Genomic DNA, 15,814 nt, shown 5'->3' with positions numbered 1-15,814 from the left:
GGCTTGGACTTCCATGCGGAAGGCTACGTCCACAAAGTGCTGGACTGGGCGCCGGAGCCGAACGCTTACGCGAGGAAATTCATCGAGGATGTTGCCGTGGAGGAGCATCTGGATGCGATGGAGAGAGAGCAGGAGGAGGACGGCGGCTGGCCGATGTCCTTCCCTGCCTTGAGTCCGGCGGCGGAGATGGAGTGGCGCGGCATCGTCACGCTCCAGCGCCTGCTTACGCTGCGGGCATACGGCAGGCTGTGAGATGGCCTTCTAAGCTCGGGCGGCGTTGAATAAGCTGGGGAAGACATTCACCTTACACGAAGGGGGAATTCCATGTCTTCCCACATTCAGCCGTCCCGGGCGGAGATTCGCGCGGAGGCCCGCTCCGCCCTGTCCGGCAGATGGGCCCGGGCGATCGCGGTCAGCGCCATTCCGGTGGTGGTCAGCTTCATCCTGCAGGAGTTCGGCAGGTTCGGAGGGCTGCTCGAGCTGCTTGTCGCCGGTCCGCTCGCGCTCGGCTCGGCCCTCTTTTACCTTGCGCTCGCGCGCAGGCGGGAAATCGCCGTCGGAATGATCTTTGACGGCTTCCGCTACTACGGCAAAGCGCTCGGGCTCTATCTCCTGATGGCGTTGTTCGTGTTTCTGTGGACGCTGCTTCTGGTCATACCCGGTATTATCGCGGCATACCGCTACTCCCAGGCCTATTATATTCTGGCCGACAATCCGGAGACGGGAGTGCTCGAGGCTCTGGACCGCAGCAAGCAGCTGATGACCGGCCATAAATGGCGGCTTTTCGTGCTCCAGCTCAGCTTCCTCGGCTGGGCCATCCTGGCCGTGATTCCGTTCGGGCTCGGCCTGCTGTGGCTGATGCCTTACGTCTCGGCGTCCGCTGCGGTTTTTTACAGGCATCTGATCGAGGAGCCTCTTGTACCCGCCACTTTTTGATCTGTCCTTGCCATCGTCGTCTTGAGCCGCCATCCCCGGCATGAGGATTGAACCGGCGTGAACGGCAAGCAAACCTGACAATCCTCGTCCCACCTGCCCGCAAGAACATTGAAGAAGCATGCGCACAATTTCATGAAATTTGTCTTGACATTTCCGTTTCTCAGCCTTAAATTTAGAACATACGATCGTACGACATGTGTAGGAACATGCGGAAGCACCGCAGCCTGCGGCTCTCCTAGAGAGCTGCTTGCTGCGGTGCTTTTTCGCGTTCTATCATTCGTGCGGAATTAGGAGGAGATTGGATTGTCGACGACCATTTTTCCGTCTTTACGCGCTTCGGACTGGCGGCGCGCAGGCTCGGTAGCGGCTGCCCTCGTTGTTGCACTCATGCTGCTTGCGGCCCCGTCCCCGGCGGCTGCCGCTTCTCTCGCCGTCAGCCCCGCAGCCAAGAGCGCCTTCGAGCGGACGGCCGCCGCCGCAGCAGCTCCTGCGGCAGCCAGATTGAACGCCCATTATGGCGCTTACGTCTCGCTCACCGCCCAGTTGGAGGAACGAAGCCTTCGTGCCGCCGAGCTCCATCTTCGCAACAGCCGGGACGCTGCCGCCATCCGCAAGTCGATTCCTTCGATTGACACCGATCTCATCGCCAAGCAGGAGGCCGCCGTGCAGAAGGCGAGGTCCGCCTACGAGCCTTTGTACGCGGCTTATACGGCCATGAACCATCAAGCTAGCGCAGCTTCCAAGTACGGCAGCAAGGAATTGGCCAAGCTCGTCCGCATGCAGGCAGATACGATGAAGGCCGCCGTTCAGCTGGCCCGGCAGCAGATCCGGATCCAGGAGGATCGGCTGAAAGCTCTCCGTGCAGAGCGAACCCGCAAGATGAACGCAGCACGCAAGGCATTGGGAGGAATGGACGAGTTCTCTCTCTCGATCCGATCCCGCCAATCCGCTGCCAAAGTTCCCGAATCCGCCGCAGCGGCCGCTCTCAAGGATTTTGGAGCCGCCGCACGCAAGAACGATGCCGCGGCCGTGGAGAACTCGCTGGCGATGATGAACGGTTATGCCAAGCAGCTGCTCGCCCACAAGCAGGCTATCGTCGATCTGGAGCTTAGAGGCGCATCCGTCGCTGCCGACGTGAAGAAACAGCTTGCGGCCCAAGGCATCCAGGTTCAGGCCTGATCGCCGAGGAGCACTGGAATGCGTGTGTTCCTGCCCTTATGAAGATCAGAGCCGTACCGGAAATGCCCCGCAATTCTTGCTCGATGGCCTTAAGGTTTTACGGGTAGATTCCCTATGTTTGCCCGGTGTCGGAAGCCTCGTCCCGAACAACAGCCTGCCCCTGGAACCTGCTTCGGTTGAGTCCGGCCAGGCAGGCCGTCAGCAGGTAGAAGGAACCCGTCATGGCATAGACAGCCGAGATGCCCCATCGGTCCGCCATCCAGGACAGAAGAACGACCGACAGGCCGAGCAGGGAGTATACCAGCGTATTTTCGGCGCTCATCACTTTGGGGAGCTGCTCGGGAGGGCAGGCGCTCTGGAAGACGGTTCTGCGCGTCACCTCGCGGAGCTGCTGAGGCGGCCCCATGAGGATGACCAGCAGCAGCGCGACCCATGGCGTTTCCGTGGCGGCATAGCCAAGCGTCATCAGGCCCATCAGACCCGCTCCGGCCATGATGGACAGAGCAGGCCGCCGCATCAGGCGTTTGGTGAAGGCAACGATGAGCAGGCCGCCGATGATGCAGCCGGCAAAATAACCTCCGTTGATGATTCCATACCATTCGGTCCCCCTGCCCAGCTGCTCGGTCGCATAGACGAGCATGAGCGCGCCGATCCAGGCCGCCCCGACCGTGCCTTCGATGGTATCCATCACAATGAGCAGCCGCAGGGTCTTGTTGCGCCAAATGTTTTGCCAGCCTTCCTTGACCGACGCCCAGGCACCGATCTTTTGGCCGCCGCTCCGGACTCCGCTGTCGCCGAGCTCCGGCAGGCCGGCAGCCGCCTCCAAGCCGGCTTCCCCTGCCGGGTCAGGTTTCTTTTGGCCAAGCGAAGCCGTTGAAGAAGCGGCCGGCTCCTTGAGCTGCAAGGTCAGCACAAGCGCCCCGGCATACATGGCAAGGGTCAAGCCCATGACAGTGCCTCCTCCCAGCCAGGTGACAAGGATGCCGCCCACTGCCCATCCGAGCAGCATGACGGTCTGGTCGGTTGTGGACATCAGCCCGTTGGCTTTCATCAGCTCGTTTTTGCCTGCATACATGGGGATGAGCGAATTGCGGACAGGCGTCGTAATGCCATCCGTGAACGACAGCAGGGCAATGAGGAGGAGAGCAATCGGAATTCCGCTGACGCTCATATTCGCCGCCACCAGAGCGAGTACGGCGAACAAGGCGACCTGCATCAGCTGGGACAGCTTGATCAGCGACGTAAGCCGGAACCGGTCCATGATGAGCGGTGCCATGATTCCGCAAGTGAGCTGGCCGGCAACCCGGCAGAGCGCCACGAATGCGGAGAACAGCGCCGAGCCGGTCAGCTTGTAGACCATTGTAATGACCGACAGCAGATACAGCGCATCAGCAAGATTGGAGAGGCTTTGTCCGGCCCACAGCAGCCGGAATAGTTTGGGATGGGTCATCTTCCTGCCTCTCTTTCTCGTTGATGGAGGATGATCGATTTAAAAAATCCTCTACTTTTGAAATAAATAACTTTATAAAGTCATCATATCTGTACCCTCCATGTAATGTCAACGATTTCCGGCGAAAGCCTCTGCGTCCACGTATTCGAACTCGCATTACGCTTGCCGACGATCATGATCCGTTGGACCCGATAAGCATAACGGTCTAGCGCACCAGTCCATAAGAAAAAAGCGGCCGTCCGGGATAGCGATCCCTGAACGGCCGCTTTGCAGCTGCCTCGATAGATTTACTTTATCCGTATCTTTCTGCTCCGTATCTGCTCCGTTTCTTTCTGCATTATGCTCGGCCTACAGCCCAAGCCTTTGTTCCAGCTCCCTCTGCTGGGCCCGATGATGACGGAAGTGCATGCCGGACAGCTCGAACCACTCCCGGGCGTTCAGCCAGCCGAATCCGCCATGTCTGACTTTGCTGTCCGGATGGATCCGATTCAGCTTTTTCTCCCATTCCTGCATCCGTTCCAGTACATGCTCCAGCCTGCGTGCCAGCTCCTCCTTGCTGTCCGAGTTGCAAGGCGAGTTGGCCGGCCCGTCAGGCAGCTTGATTTTCACCGGCGGGAAGCTACCGAGCGCAAACAGCCGCTCGCCCGCCTCCGTCTTCACTGCCTGCTCCTTCTCGCCTCCGTAGGCGCATTTCTCCACTTGATCCAAATAATCAAGGGCCGCAGCGATCATATGATCGTACATCTGGCCGAGCGACCAGACCTCTTCCGAGAATTTGAACCGGAGCTGCTCCGCCGTGTATTTCTGCAAATCATGGATGTAAGACTTGATCAGATCCGAATAAGTCATGGACTTATGGAGCTCCTTTCAAGACCGTCTTTATCCCGAAGCTATCGGGAAGCTTCTCCTCAAAAAGCTCTTCCCGCATGGGAGCCGGCAGTTCTGCTGCTTTTCAGTGATGTGCCGATAGCGATGTGTGGACCGTCAAAGGCTGCCGGACCGAACTCCGGTTCAGGAATCCAGCCACACCTTGCCCGTCTCGGAGCTGTCGCAGCCCGTAATGGCGCCCAGTTCCCTTCGGAAAGCTTCCGATTGAAGAATATCCATCAGCTTGCCGATCCACGGAGCGTTTTCCGGCTTTTTGACCACAACCAGATCATAGCGCTCGCGGATCAGCGGGATGAATTCCACGTTCCCGACCATCGAAGCCGCCTTCTCCATTCCGACTCCCGCGTCCGCATCGCCGGAGGCCACCTTGGCCGCCACTCCAAGATGGCTGTTCTGTACTCTTCCATCCTGCTCAAGGCTATGCGGAGGAATGCCGAGCAGGCGCAGCTGCTCATCGACGAGCACTCGGGCTCCCGAACCGCGCTCCCTGCTGACGAAACGGATTCCCGGCCTGGCCAGGTCGGCCCATCCGGAAACGCCCAGCGGATTGCCCGGCTGTACGTACAAGCCCGCTCGGCGAACGAGCAGGTTCACCACAAGCAGCGGGAACCCGGCAAGAATGCGGGTGATATACGGGAGATTGTACTCACCCGTATCCCCATCCCATAGATGCGTACTCACGATATCCGCTTCTCCCCTGTACATTTGAATCAGGCTGTCCAGACTGCCGGCATGGGAGCGCAGAGGCCTGGATCCGGTCGCCTTCTCCATGAAGGAAGCCAGCAGATCGAGACTGATGTCCTGTCCGGTAATGACGAGCTGATGCTGCGGAGTTCCCGCATGCGAAATTCTTCCCGCATGAGCAGAAGCCAGGTCTTGCCCATAGAGAATTCCAGCGCCGCTTATCCCTGCGGGAAGCCCCCCGAACCTAGCGGCCGGCTCGGGCCGGCGGTCCCGCGAGCCCCCTCTCCCCGTACCGTCCGCTCCCGCCCCGTCATTCATTGCTTCCATGCCGCTCTCTGCCGCATCCTTAAGTGCCGAGACAGCCGTCTGGCTCTTGGATTTCGCCTTGTAGGCCTCCAGATCGGAAGCGTCCACACGCATCTGCTTCCCTACCCGGTAAGCGGGAAGCCGGCCTTTCTTGACAAGGTCGTAGACAGTAAGCTTCGAGATGCGAAGCAGCTGGGCCACTTCCTCGACCGTATAGGATGGTTCCTGATTCATGGTTTGATCTCCTCTTTTGTCCCGCTATCGCTCTATGCCGTTTATTATAGCGGATGATGCCGGTTTAGGGATTTACAGCTTCGCTGCATCTATATATAATCATTCTAATTATAACTAGACCATACAAAACCATACTTGGAGTGAGAGAGAATGCTGAAATCAAAAAGAATCAAAACTTTCCTGATTCTTCTAGCCGGCCTCATGCTGCTGGTTGCCTCCGCTTGCGGCAGCAAGCAAGCCAATACCCAGCCGGACGGCAGCGGCGGCGCCTCCGCATCTCCGCCGGCCTCCTCCGCCCCGACCATCGAGCTGACGGTGTCCGCGGCGGCCAGCCTGACCGGAGCACTGGAAGAGATCAAGACCGCTTTTGAAGCCGCCCATCCAAGCATTTCCCTCCAATTCAACTTCGGCGCTTCCGGCACCCTGCAGAAGCAAATCGAACAAGGAGCTCCCGCAGATCTGTTCCTGTCCGCCTCGTCCAAAAACATGAAGGCTCTCGTCGATCAAGGTCTCGTCGCCGGAGAGGATTCCCGCGATCTTCTCGGCAACTCGCTTGTCGTCATCGTGCCCAAAGACGCGAACCCAAGCATCTCCTCCCTCGATGCGCTTGCCGGTCAGGCATTCAGCAAGATCGCCATCGGCATTCCGGAGAGCGTCCCGGCCGGACAATACGCCCAGGAAGCACTGGCCAAGGCCGGCCAGTGGGACGCCTTGAAGGACAAGCTTGTTCAGGCCAAGGATGTAAAAGCCGTCCTGCAGGCGGTGGAAACCGGCAACGCGGATGCAGGCTTCGTCTACCGGACCGATGCGCTGTCTTCCGTCAAAGCAGCCGTCGCCTACGAAGTGGATCCCGCATCCTACCCGTCCATCCGTTATCCCGCCGCCATCGTCAAGGCCACCCCGCACCGGCCCGAGGCGGAGCAGTTCTACTCGTATCTGCAATCCGAAGAAGCTATGGCCGTGTTCAAGAACTACGGCTTCACGGATCCGAAATAATGCCGGCGTCGATAGACTGGCAGCTGTTCTGGCCACCGGTCATCCTCTCCCTGAAAGTAGCTCTGCTGGCGAGCGTTGTCGCGCTCGCTGCCGGCACGGCTGCCGCAAGGCTCATGAGCAGATCCGGGTTCAGGGGGAAGCTGCTGCTTGAAACCGCGTTCCTGCTCCCCCTCGTGCTTCCCCCGACAGTCGTCGGTTTCGTGCTCCTCGTTGCGCTCGGCCGCCGCAGCTTCCTAGGCAAGGCGATCGAAGCGGTATTCTCCGCTCCGCTCGTCTTTACGCCATGGGCAGCGGTCGTCGCGGCCGTCGTGGTCTCCTTCCCGCTGGTGTACCAGACGATGAAGGCCGGCTTCGCCGGCATCGAGCCGGAGCTGGAGCAGGCAGCCCGGTCCGCCGGCGCAAGCGAGGCTCAGGTGCTTATCCATGTCGCGCTTCCGCTGGCTGCCCGGTCCCTGCTCAGCGCTCTCCTGCTTGGATTCGCACGCAGCCTCGGCGAGTTCGGCGCCACGCTCATGATCGCAGGCAACATTCCCGGCATTACGCAGACCGTGCCGACGGCGATCTACGTAGCGGTTGACGCCGGCCGCACTGCGATGGCCTGGGCATGGACCGCCGCCATCATCCTGATTTCCTTCCTGCTGCTGCTCTTCACCGGCAGCAAGCCGGTCAAGCGTTAGGCAAGCCGTCTGGACGCAAAATACGGAAAGCAAGACGATAGACTTATCCAAACACAAAAAGGCCGGGCAACGTCATTTGATGACGGTGCCCGGCCTTTTTTTCCTTGCTTCCATAACGTTTATGACTGCTATTATTGCTGCCGTTCGTTATTTGCCGGCCAATTGAGCCAGCTCGGCTTGCTTTTGCTTGTATACTTCCTGCCATTCTTCCTGGTAGCGGCGGTAGAAGGCCGGATAGCGGAAGCGAAGCTGCAGGATGCCGTGCATCAGCTTCTCGGGCTCGGCATCGATGCGGGACAGCACTTCTTCCGGAAGGCTCGCGCGAAGGCTGACGGCCGCCTCCTCGTTGAATTCGGCATAATACCACTCCATATTGCGGATGGCGATGCCGGGATGGATGCCTGCATCCTTGCGCATTTTCTCCAGCTCTTTGCTCAGTCCGTGCATCTCCTGCATCTGCTTGCGCAGCTCGCGAACCTCTTCGTTATGGCTGTCCATGCCGTAGGCCAGCTCGGCGTAGATTTCCGCTTCGCGGAAGCGTCCCGCCTGCATGTAAGCCTGGCACTCCAAGAGAAGCACGACGCGGGCGCGGAGCTGCTCGTTCTCGTCGGTCAGCGACTTGAGGTAACGGCGGACGCGAAGCTGAATCTTGGCCCACACATCCCATTTCTTGAGGTCGATGACACGGTTGACGGCCGATACGACCAGCGGAAGATGGACAACCGATTCCTGGCCTTCTTCCGGCAACGCCTGCTCGATGATGCTCCACGATTCTTCCGGGCGTCCCAATCTCACGTAGACGGCCGAGAGCAGCGGAACGAAGTCGGCCTCGCGTCCGGGAAGCTTCGCGATCAGAGCTTCCAGCTTCTCGGCAGCGCGGCCGTCATGGCCGAGCGCGCTCAGCTGGCTCGCCACCATGCCCTGGAAGTCGCCTGCCTGCTCCGGATTCGCAGCCATCTGGAGCAGCACTTCTTCCTGCTCCTTGACGCGGTCCCATTGCTGCTGCGCGATAATCGTGTATACAAGGGCTCCCTGAAGAGGAGCCATCCCCGGTTTGCGTTCCTTCATGGAGGACAGGAACCCTTCCGCCGCCGCATGCTCGCCGGCTTCCAGCGCCTGCCGCGCTTCGCCAAGCATGCCGAGCAGCGCTTCCGCCTCTTCTCCCGGAAGGCCGTTCTCTACTTCACGATCCAGTTCGCCGGAAATTGCAGCCAACAGATTGGCGATTCCAGGCTCTAATGTCCCTGCTTGTGTTTGCGGGGAAGTTTGATTTTCCATGTAAAGGTTCCTTCCTCTCTGCTTCCCGTAAGCAGCCTCGCTGAACGGGGTAAGGGGCTGCCCCATAGGGATAAGGGCAGATTCCCTAGTATTATACCATAGCCGGACCGAGATGCGGATACTGGTAGAATCAACTAGGACTCTGCTATTTGACGCCTTTTGCATGCAATTGGTTGCACGGCAAGCCCAACAGCCCCGGCCATGAAGGCAGAGGCTGGTTCAGAACGATAGACAGCTCCCAGTCTCCCAGCCGCACACCTCAGCGAACAAGTTCGCCGCCAGCAGCCGCCGGCTCTTAGGCGCGGACGTCGGCGTAGTCCTTGCGGCGCTTGAACTGCGCAGCTGCATAGGAGCATGCGGGCTCGATCTTGACGCCGGCTTTCCTGGCGTCGTCGACGACAGCCTGAAGGAGACTTCCAGCCAGCTGCTGCCCGCGGAATTCCGGATCCACGAATGTATGGTTGACGATCCATATTCCGTCTGACGGAATATACGTAATTTCTCCAGCAATCGAGCCTTCATGACGAATGACATAGCCGTTGCCTTCCTTGACCGGCTGATCCTGCGGCATGAACGCCGCCCCCTTCCCGGATTACCGTAGAATGCCTTGCCCGTTCATTTTTACCCGGAATCGGCCGGACTAAGCATCCGCGCGGTAATTCGCCGGACCCGATCGGCGGAATTTTTCTTTGATCGCGCTGCGCGGCATGGCCGGGGAAGCCTGCTTCCCGGGATTTTTCAACGCCTTGATATAATCGCTGATGCTGACGCCGTAGTTCTCCTTGAACAAGCGCATCAGATGCCGCGGGCTGATTCTCGACATTTCGGCCAGCTTCTTCACGGTCAGCTCCTGCTCGTAATGCTGCTCGATATAGGTGCGGACGACTTCCAGCGCCGCATCCAGCTCCTGGTCCGTTCCCGACTGGGCTTCCTTGAAGAGACGATGCAGCAGGTCAACGAACACCGATTGCCCGCGGAATCTCTCCAGCATGTCCAGACTGCCCCAGCAGGCGCAGATGGACTTGCACAGGGAGGTCAGCGCGACGGCGGGATACGCCGCCACCTCCTCTACACGGGGAAAGGGGTCCTGCACGGCCTCCGTTGCTCCTCTGTCTGCCGCGGAATCCTTCATGACCGAGAACCGGAAGATGAACATCTCCATCCGATGCGCCGAATCCGCCGTTGCCCGGAGCGGCTCCCCCGGAAAGCTGATGTACACCGATCCCGCGCGCAGCGGAATGCTCCGTTCCCCCGCTACAAGCCTGCCGGCTCCCGCCGTCAGGGCGATCAGCCGGAAGTCTCCCTCCCACTCCGGCTTCAGCCGGCCGTTATCCACTTCGATGCCGCATGGAGCGGCATCCCGCAGCTTGAACCACAAATCGTCCAGTGTATGAGGCACCGGCGCATCCAGTCTATGTCTCTCCACTCCGCTCATGAGCCTCCACCGTCCTTTCCTGCCATTCCGTAGTCGCCGGGCAGTCCAGCGCTCATCTCCGCCGGGCGACGGCCCGGGAAGACGATGCCGATTGTTCTCATCATAATTGATAATGATTCTCAATGTCAATTGAAGAAAAGCCCCGGCACGGGGATCTTTTCCAGCGTCTTCCTGCAAGAGAAATGCGCCTTGTTTTCCTATACGATCCGCAGCCGGGGAAAGATTGCAGGTTGCGAAAAGCTTCACGCAGCTGTCACAGTTGGGAGCGCTTCACCCGCGCAAGCCGCCCTTATTCTTCTTGGGCAGGAAGCCATTTCCTCCGGCTTCAGACTCCGGGAGGTTAGACGGCCAAAGTCCGGACGGCTTCGTAGCGGCGGGCGCTGAAGCGGGCGTCGAGCTCGCGCACGAGACCGAGCCGCTTGAAGACGCGCAGATAGCTGTAGACCATCGTCGCTCCCAGCATGCGGTGACTGCCGGACAGAATATCCACGAGCTCCTCCACCGAGACACTGGCATCCGAGCTATATATGCATTGCAAGAGATCGTACCTGGCGGCCGTCAGTGCGATTCCCTTCCTCTCCAGCAGACGCAGCGCTTCTTGAAATCCAGGCGGCCTGACGGCTGGATCTTCAAGCACAGAGACAGGCAGACGTTTCATCCTCAGGTCAACTCCTTAAATATAATCAATACTAATTTGTAATTATTATAATATAAGTGAGAATGATTTTCAACCTCTTGCCGCAAACAACTATGGCAGCGGGCCAGCCGTCATCCTGGTCGCGGGAGCGTTCAGCCACCGGAAATTCCCGCCTTGATCCGTGCACTTCCTCCGGCAATTTCCGTTTCAGGTAATCCGGAAGTTAATCGTAGCTATACGTCATTTAATCCCGGTTCATTTTCGGAACTCGGCCAAGAAGTTCCCATTCGGCCTGAGTCAATTGAGCGCCGTCGATGCTTGCCTGAGCTGCTCTTTTTTTGCCTTTGGCAACGCTCGCCACGACTCGTATGCCGATGCGAACGGCTCGCAAGCATCAGGTGGGCAGCAGCCGTTTTCCCAAGTCCCCCCGTATCGTTCACATTCAGTCCATAATCCTTCGGTAAAGTAGCCTCATTCCAATATTGAAGCGAGGTTGATTTCTATGTCCCTGCAGCCATCCGCGGCCTCCGCCGCCCGTCCCGCTGCCGGAGCGGCGACAAGCAGCCGCATCGTGCTCGCGGGAATACTGATCGGGCTGATCTTCTCCGAGCTCGACGAAACAATTGTCACGACCGCCATGCCTACCATCATCCGGGACCTGCACGGCATGTCCCTGTACGGCTGGGTCGCCGGCATCTACGCGCTCGCGCTGACCGCCTTCATGCCGATTCTCGGCAAGATGGCCGATCTGTTCGGCCGCAAGAAGATTTATCTCGCCTGCATGGCTCTGTTCATCATCGGCTCGATCGTCAGCGGAGCATCCGGCTCCATGCTGATGCTGCTGGTCGGCAGGGGCATCCAGGGCATCGGCGCCGGCGGCCTCATGCCGATCGCCATGCTGATCATGACGGATATGTATCCCGTAGAGAAGCGTGCCAAATTAATGGCCCTCGTCGGGCCGATCATGTTCATCCCGCAGCTTGCGGGTCCGCTGCTCGGCGGCGTCATTGTGGATGCCATCAGCTGGCATTGGGTATTCTTTATCAATATACCGGTCGGCGTCGTCGCGGCGATTCTGATCGGCAAAGGACTGCGGGAATCCAAGGGCGAAGGCAAGCCGGCCATCGACTGGGCGGGAGCCGCGCTTATCCTGGGCGCCATCGTCTCGCTCCTGCTGACTCCCGAGCTCGTCAACATGGGCTCATACACGTGGCATTCGCCGCTGATCGTCGGCCTGCTCGCCGCAGGCGCCGTCCTGCTCGCCGCCTTTGTCTGGGTGGAATCGCGCGCCAAGGAGCCGGTCATTCCGCTGCATCTGTTCCGCAACCGTACGATCGTCGCGCTGGGGGCTTTGATTTTCCTGACGATGCTCGGCATTCAAGGCTCCCTGGCTTCCTTTCCGTTCTACGCCCAGCATGTCATCGGCTTGTCGCCTACCGTATCCGGCTATATGACGCTCCCAGTCATGGCCGGCGGCATCGGAACCAGCATCGCCGTCGGCTGGGTCATCACCCGTCTTCCCTACAAGGATTTGATCGTGGCCTCTCTGGCGCTGCCGATCGCGGCGTTCGCGATGCTCTCGACGATCCATGCGGGCACCTCCATCGTCTTTATTCTGGCCGCGTTCCTGCTGCTGGGAGCCGGCTTCGGCGTGCTGTTCGGCTCCGACAACCTGATCGTCCAGGAATCCGTCGACAAGCGGGACGCGGGCAGCGCCATCGCAACGGTGCAGCTGTTCCAGTCGTTCGGCGTAACGATCGGCTTCAGCCTCTTCGGCAGCCTGCTGTCCGGAAGGATCGAATCGGGCATCGCAGGCATCGCGGACCGGCTGCCCGCAGGCTCCGAGACAGCCGTCGCATCGGGCGCCATGCCTGACGGCCTGTCCCAGACTCTCGTCCATGCCGTCGAGTCCGTTTACTGCAACGCCTTCGCCTTCATCTTTACGCTGGCCGGCATCATCGCCGCAATCGCCTTCGCCGCGAGCTGGCTGCTGAAGCGGGAGACGCTGTCCTCTTCTCCAGAGCCGTCCGGCGAGGAGCAGGCCGCTTGATTTTGGGGTGTCCCAAACGCTAAACTAGCTGTTATAACGAAATGGTTTAGTTCTAAACAATAAGCAGGGAGAGGATCCGAAGGATCGCAGCCCTCGAGAGGAGAGTCGAAATGAAACTGACCGACCGCATCTCGGCGCTGGTCATTCCCATGCGGGAAGGCCAGCCCGAGAGCGCCATTCACCCCGTTCTGCTCCAGGACGAGGACGGCGCGACATTGATCGATACCGGCATGATGGGGCAATACGACCTGCTGGTCCGCGCCATCGAAGCCGAGGGGCTGAGCGTATCCGACGTCAAGCGGATCATCGTCACCCATCAGGACATCGACCACATCGGCTCGCTGCATAATCTTCAGGTGTGCACTCCGCATCTGGAGGTGTACGCGCATGCCGATGAGCGGCCTTATATCGAGGGCGAGCTTCCTCTTATCAAGCTCAGCCGCGAGCGGTTGTCCAAGGCGATGCCGCCTGAGCAGCTCGAAGCTCTGCTCGCGAACCCGCCTCGCGGCCATGTCAACCGCCTCGTCGTCGACGGCGAGAGGCTCCCTTTGCAGGGAGGGATTCAGATTATCCACACGCCGGGCCATACGCCGGGACATATTTCCCTCTTCGTGGAAAAGGAGGGGCTGCTCATCGCCGCCGACGCCCTGCGAGTCGTAAACGGGGAGCTGGTCGGACCGAGCGAGCCCGTCACGCCGGATATGCCACAGGCGCTCCGCTCCTTGCTCAAGCTCGCGGAGCTGCCCGTCCAGCGCGTCCTTTGTTATCACGGCGGCTTGTATGAGAAAGAAGGAATTTCTGCACGAATCGCGGAAATAGCGGCGGAAGGGCTGCGCGACTGAATGCCAAAAGGGGTGGCTGCAGTGCTTCATGCGCTGCGGCCGCCCCTTTTGCTTCTGCGGGCTTTTCGGAGATGCTTCTTCGGGTTCTGCTTCCTCCGAGTTGGCATCTTCCGTTATGCTTCTGGCATGCATCGATGCCGGCTTGCTTATTCCGGCATGCTGCCGCTGCAAAACCATGAGCCGCCGCTTCTTATTACTGGCTGTAGCTTTCCCCCTTGGGCTTGGCTATCGTTCCCGGTGCCGGAAGTCCCGACCATGGCTTCACCATGGCGTTGTAATCCATGACCGCCTTCTCGATAGCGGCGCGAATCGTATCCGCTGAAGCCGTTATGCCGGTTCCCGCGCATTGTTCCTGGGCGTAGCCGATCGCAAGCGACAGCTTGCGCGGACCGTTGCCGTCCGCAAACGCCGCTTCGGCCAGAGCCGCCGCCTCGGATGCGATGCGATGCAGCGTTTCCCGCTGTTGATCGTTGCGTCTGGCGGTCAAGTATCGGAGCGCCCTGACGCTGAGGATGGGAATCAGCGCAGCCGCCGTCAGCGACAGCAAGACGGCTGCCAGATCGGCCATGAAGCCGGCCCAGTGCTGCCATGCATCTGACAATTTCATCATCGTTCTCCTTTGCTGATGGAAGATTCCAGGACGCCCTCCGTCCTTTCATTGCCGCCTTGCGCAAGCAAGGGCCTCATCATCCCCTCCCTTTCCTTGTCCAATATCGCCTGGAGCCTGTCCCGCTCCTCCTCGGCGCGGTCCAGCCTTTCCCTCGGCACAAGAGCTCCCGTTACGATAAGCTTCACCAAATGGAATACCGTCCCAAGCAGAATAAGCAGCAAAACGACGGAAAGGCCGTATTTATCCGCGACTCGGGCCGTCTGCTCCAACAACTCCAGCTGTCCCGTTTCCAAGTGAGTCCGCCTCCCTCAAAAGGCTGGATGGAATTCTGTATTAACTACTCTCCCTCCTCCCGTTTCCCTTCTTTCTCTCCGAATGTCAGGCGGCATCTCCTCCTTTCCCGATAAAGATAAGCTGTTTAGATAATTAATTTATCCAATTCGGCAAAGGATCGTTCTCTTCCTTTTATAGCGACTTTACAGGAACATGTGTTCGTGTTTTAATTATAGACAGCCATTCGCATTCCCGTCAAGATTTGGAATTTCAGAAAGGAGGCTCCCTCCGATGTCGTTCGCAAGCGTTCTGCTCCGGCTGCGCGAGGAGAAAGGCTGGACCCAATATGAGATCGCCGCCCGCCTCGGCATCAAGCGGGCCCGTTACAACGCCTGGGAGAACGGACTCGCGAAGCCCCGGCTGGACATGCTGATCAAGCTGGCCGGCTTTTTCGAGGTCACCCCCGGCTTCCTGCTGGAGCAGGATGCCATGGCTCCGATGCCTTCCTGGGCGACGGCGAGAGACCGCCGCGACATCAAGAAATTCATCCAGATGCCCGAGGTCCTTTATTTTGACGGCCATGAATTCTCGGCAGAGGACCGGCAGAAGATGCTGGAGCTCATGGAATCGATCGCCTGGGAGGCCAAACGGCTGAACAAGGAGGCGCGGAGGAAATCCGGCCCAGGAGGCGCCGGCCCGGACAGTCCAGACTAAGCTCGAGAAAGGGGCCCCGCGCATGATGAACATCAGACAGCGGACGCGCAATCTGTTCCGCACATACGGCGTGACCTGCCCTTTCCGGCTGTCCGAAGAAATGGGGATCTCCGTTCTGCGGCATCCGCTACCATCCGGAATGAAAGGCTTTTGCCAGCATGCGTTCAGACGCCGGTTCATCGTGCTGTCCGATCGTCTGGAGGAAGCCGAGGCCGTATTCGTCTGCGCCCATGAACTCGGCCATATGCTCCTTCACAAGGGCTTCAGCCATTCCTTCATCACGCTCCGCACCCGCTTCGTCCTGTCCCGATACGAGCGGGAAGCCAACGAGTTCGCCGTCAAGCTGCTTACCTGCGGGGAACGTCCGGAGGAGGGAGAGCAGCTCCAATCGTTTTTGCGGCGCTGCGGCATTCCTCCAGGCATGGACAAGCATTTCTGGTAGCGGCGGCTTTAATGCCAAGGAGGAGCAAGACGGCCCATTGGGCAAAGCGGACATGTCCGCTCTCTTGCTTCCCTGCTCTCTTGCTCCCTTGCTCCCTTGCTCTATTGCTCCCTTGCTCTCCTGCTCTCCTCCCTTTCAAGCTACGCATCAGAGGGTCAGTAAGCGAACAAAAAAACGCCTCTC

At 59.4% G+C, this 15,814-nt stretch carries 17 protein-coding genes and 1 pseudogene; 9 read left to right on the top strand and 9 right to left on the bottom strand.

Translation table 11 applies throughout. The annotated features are described in order from the left end of the window. The 3 genes and pseudogenes from VE23_RS27455 to VE23_RS18705 all read left to right on the top strand — a co-directional run. Positions 1-252 (top strand): annotated as a pseudogene (locus tag VE23_RS27455) (hypothetical protein); the annotation flags it as partial. Positions 253-324: 72 nt separating this feature from the next. After that, entirely contained in the window at positions 325-936 is a 612-nt protein-coding gene (locus VE23_RS18710; protein WP_048744658.1) for a DUF975 family protein, read from the top strand. Between the two features lie 303 nt (positions 937-1,239). After that, positions 1,240-2,115 carry a hypothetical protein gene (locus VE23_RS18705; protein ID WP_049868780.1) on the top strand — a complete coding sequence of 292 codons (876 nt, stop codon included), beginning with the start codon at positions 1,240-1,242 and terminating at the stop codon, positions 2,113-2,115. Between the two features lie 112 nt (positions 2,116-2,227). Here VE23_RS18705 and VE23_RS18700 read toward each other — a convergent pair whose 3' ends face one another. The 3 genes from VE23_RS18700 to VE23_RS18690 form a co-directional block, all read right to left on the bottom strand. Then, positions 2,228-3,565 carry an MFS transporter gene (locus tag VE23_RS18700; protein ID WP_048744661.1) on the bottom strand — a complete coding sequence of 446 codons (1,338 nt, stop codon included), beginning with the start codon at positions 3,563-3,565 and terminating at the stop codon, positions 2,228-2,230. Positions 3,566-3,913: 348 nt separating this feature from the next. Continuing rightward, positions 3,914-4,414: a DinB family protein gene (locus VE23_RS18695; protein WP_049868779.1), complete on the bottom strand. Its 501-nt coding sequence runs from the start codon at positions 4,412-4,414 to the stop codon at positions 3,914-3,916. 162 nt (positions 4,415-4,576) lie between these two features. Further along, positions 4,577-5,677 (bottom strand): substrate-binding domain-containing protein, encoded by a 1,101-nt coding sequence (locus tag VE23_RS18690; protein ID WP_049868778.1) that lies wholly within the window; start codon positions 5,675-5,677, stop codon positions 4,577-4,579. 150 nt (positions 5,678-5,827) lie between these two features. On the opposite strand from VE23_RS18690, the gene modA reads away from it, so the two are divergent. Beyond that, entirely contained in the window at positions 5,828-6,673 is an 846-nt protein-coding gene (modA, locus tag VE23_RS18685; protein ID WP_049868777.1) for a molybdate ABC transporter substrate-binding protein, read from the top strand. After that, entirely contained in the window at positions 6,673-7,350 is a 678-nt protein-coding gene (modB, locus tag VE23_RS18680; RefSeq protein ID WP_049868776.1) for a molybdate ABC transporter permease subunit, read from the top strand. Before modA ends, modB begins: the two co-directional genes overlap by 1 nt. Before the next feature lie 147 nt (positions 7,351-7,497). Here the strand turns inward: modB and VE23_RS18675 are convergent, their stop codons facing one another. The 4 genes from VE23_RS18675 to VE23_RS18660 all read right to left on the bottom strand — a co-directional run bounded on the left by VE23_RS18675 (position 7,498) and on the right by VE23_RS18660 (position 10,721). Then, complete coding sequence (locus tag VE23_RS18675) at positions 7,498-8,628, bottom strand: hypothetical protein (protein WP_157053995.1); 1,131 nt, start codon at positions 8,626-8,628, stop codon at positions 7,498-7,500. A gap of 295 nt (positions 8,629-8,923) precedes the next feature. After that, positions 8,924-9,199 carry a GNAT family N-acetyltransferase gene (locus VE23_RS18670; RefSeq protein WP_021879867.1) on the bottom strand — a complete coding sequence of 92 codons (276 nt, stop codon included), beginning with the start codon at positions 9,197-9,199 and terminating at the stop codon, positions 8,924-8,926. Between the two features lie 69 nt (positions 9,200-9,268). After that, a complete protein-coding gene (locus VE23_RS18665) occupies positions 9,269-10,054 on the bottom strand; it encodes an AraC family transcriptional regulator (protein ID WP_164763110.1) in 786 nt (261 codons plus the stop codon). A 349-nt stretch (positions 10,055-10,403) separates the two neighbouring features. Next, entirely contained in the window at positions 10,404-10,721 is a 318-nt protein-coding gene (locus VE23_RS18660) for a transcriptional repressor (protein WP_048748625.1), read from the bottom strand. Between the two features lie 481 nt (positions 10,722-11,202). Here VE23_RS18660 and VE23_RS18655 point away from each other — a divergent pair, with 481 nt between their 5' ends. Both VE23_RS18655 and VE23_RS18650 read left to right on the top strand, forming a co-directional pair. Further along, positions 11,203-12,750, top strand: a complete 1,548-nt coding sequence (locus tag VE23_RS18655; RefSeq protein WP_084781585.1) for an MDR family MFS transporter — start codon at positions 11,203-11,205, stop codon at positions 12,748-12,750. Positions 12,751-12,860: 110 nt separating this feature from the next. After that, positions 12,861-13,592 (top strand): MBL fold metallo-hydrolase, encoded by a 732-nt coding sequence (locus tag VE23_RS18650; RefSeq protein WP_048748624.1) that lies wholly within the window; start codon positions 12,861-12,863, stop codon positions 13,590-13,592. A 193-nt stretch (positions 13,593-13,785) separates the two neighbouring features. Here VE23_RS18650 and VE23_RS18645 read toward each other — a convergent pair whose 3' ends face one another. Both VE23_RS18645 and VE23_RS18640 read right to left on the bottom strand, forming a co-directional pair. After that, the gene (locus VE23_RS18645) at positions 13,786-14,202 is read right to left on the bottom strand and encodes a phage holin, LLH family (RefSeq protein WP_021879863.1); all 417 of its coding nucleotides are present in this window, start codon (positions 14,200-14,202) and stop codon (positions 13,786-13,788) included. Then, the gene (locus VE23_RS18640) at positions 14,199-14,495 is read right to left on the bottom strand and encodes a hypothetical protein (RefSeq protein WP_021879862.1); all 297 of its coding nucleotides are present in this window, start codon (positions 14,493-14,495) and stop codon (positions 14,199-14,201) included. The genes VE23_RS18645 and VE23_RS18640 overlap by 4 nt, the downstream gene beginning before the upstream one ends. Before the next feature lie 271 nt (positions 14,496-14,766). Between VE23_RS18640 and VE23_RS18635 the strand changes: the two genes are divergently transcribed. After that, positions 14,767-15,189 carry a helix-turn-helix domain-containing protein gene (locus VE23_RS18635; RefSeq protein WP_049868773.1) on the top strand — a complete coding sequence of 141 codons (423 nt, stop codon included), beginning with the start codon at positions 14,767-14,769 and terminating at the stop codon, positions 15,187-15,189. 22 nt (positions 15,190-15,211) lie between these two features. Next, positions 15,212-15,631 carry an ImmA/IrrE family metallo-endopeptidase gene (locus VE23_RS18630; protein ID WP_021879860.1) on the top strand — a complete coding sequence of 140 codons (420 nt, stop codon included), beginning with the start codon at positions 15,212-15,214 and terminating at the stop codon, positions 15,629-15,631. The last annotated feature ends 183 nt before the right edge of the window (positions 15,632-15,814 follow it).

The sequence above is a fragment of the Paenibacillus sp. D9 genome, assembly GCF_001188365.1.
Taxonomy (GTDB): Bacteria; Bacillota; Bacilli; order Paenibacillales; family Paenibacillaceae; genus Paenibacillus_O; species Paenibacillus_O humicus.
This window is presented reverse-complemented; position numbering and strand designations above follow the sequence as displayed.

Coding starts and splice junctions, on each gene's coding strand:
- VE23_RS18660 (WP_048748625.1), bottom strand. CDS start 10,721: ATGAAACGTCTGCCTGTCTCTGTGCTTGAAGATCCAGCCGTCAGGCCG.
- VE23_RS18700 (WP_048744661.1), bottom strand. CDS start 3,565: ATGACCCATCCCAAACTATTCCGGCTGCTGTGGGCCGGACAAAGCCTC.
- VE23_RS18675 (WP_157053995.1), bottom strand. CDS start 8,628: ATGGAAAATCAAACTTCCCCGCAAACACAAGCAGGGACATTAGAGCCT.
- VE23_RS18695 (WP_049868779.1), bottom strand. CDS start 4,414: ATGACTTATTCGGATCTGATCAAGTCTTACATCCATGATTTGCAGAAA.
- VE23_RS18655 (WP_084781585.1), top strand. CDS start 11,203: ATGTCCCTGCAGCCATCCGCGGCCTCCGCCGCCCGTCCCGCTGCCGGA.
- VE23_RS18645 (WP_021879863.1), bottom strand. CDS start 14,202: ATGATGAAATTGTCAGATGCATGGCAGCACTGGGCCGGCTTCATGGCC.
- VE23_RS18630 (WP_021879860.1), top strand. CDS start 15,212: ATGATGAACATCAGACAGCGGACGCGCAATCTGTTCCGCACATACGGC.
- VE23_RS18690 (WP_049868778.1), bottom strand. CDS start 5,677: ATGAATCAGGAACCATCCTATACGGTCGAGGAAGTGGCCCAGCTGCTT.
- VE23_RS18670 (WP_021879867.1), bottom strand. CDS start 9,199: ATGCCGCAGGATCAGCCGGTCAAGGAAGGCAACGGCTATGTCATTCGT.
- VE23_RS18710 (WP_048744658.1), top strand. CDS start 325: ATGTCTTCCCACATTCAGCCGTCCCGGGCGGAGATTCGCGCGGAGGCC.
- VE23_RS18650 (WP_048748624.1), top strand. CDS start 12,861: ATGAAACTGACCGACCGCATCTCGGCGCTGGTCATTCCCATGCGGGAA.
- modB (WP_049868776.1), top strand. CDS start 6,673: ATGCCGGCGTCGATAGACTGGCAGCTGTTCTGGCCACCGGTCATCCTC.
- modA (WP_049868777.1), top strand. CDS start 5,828: ATGCTGAAATCAAAAAGAATCAAAACTTTCCTGATTCTTCTAGCCGGC.
- VE23_RS18635 (WP_049868773.1), top strand. CDS start 14,767: ATGTCGTTCGCAAGCGTTCTGCTCCGGCTGCGCGAGGAGAAAGGCTGG.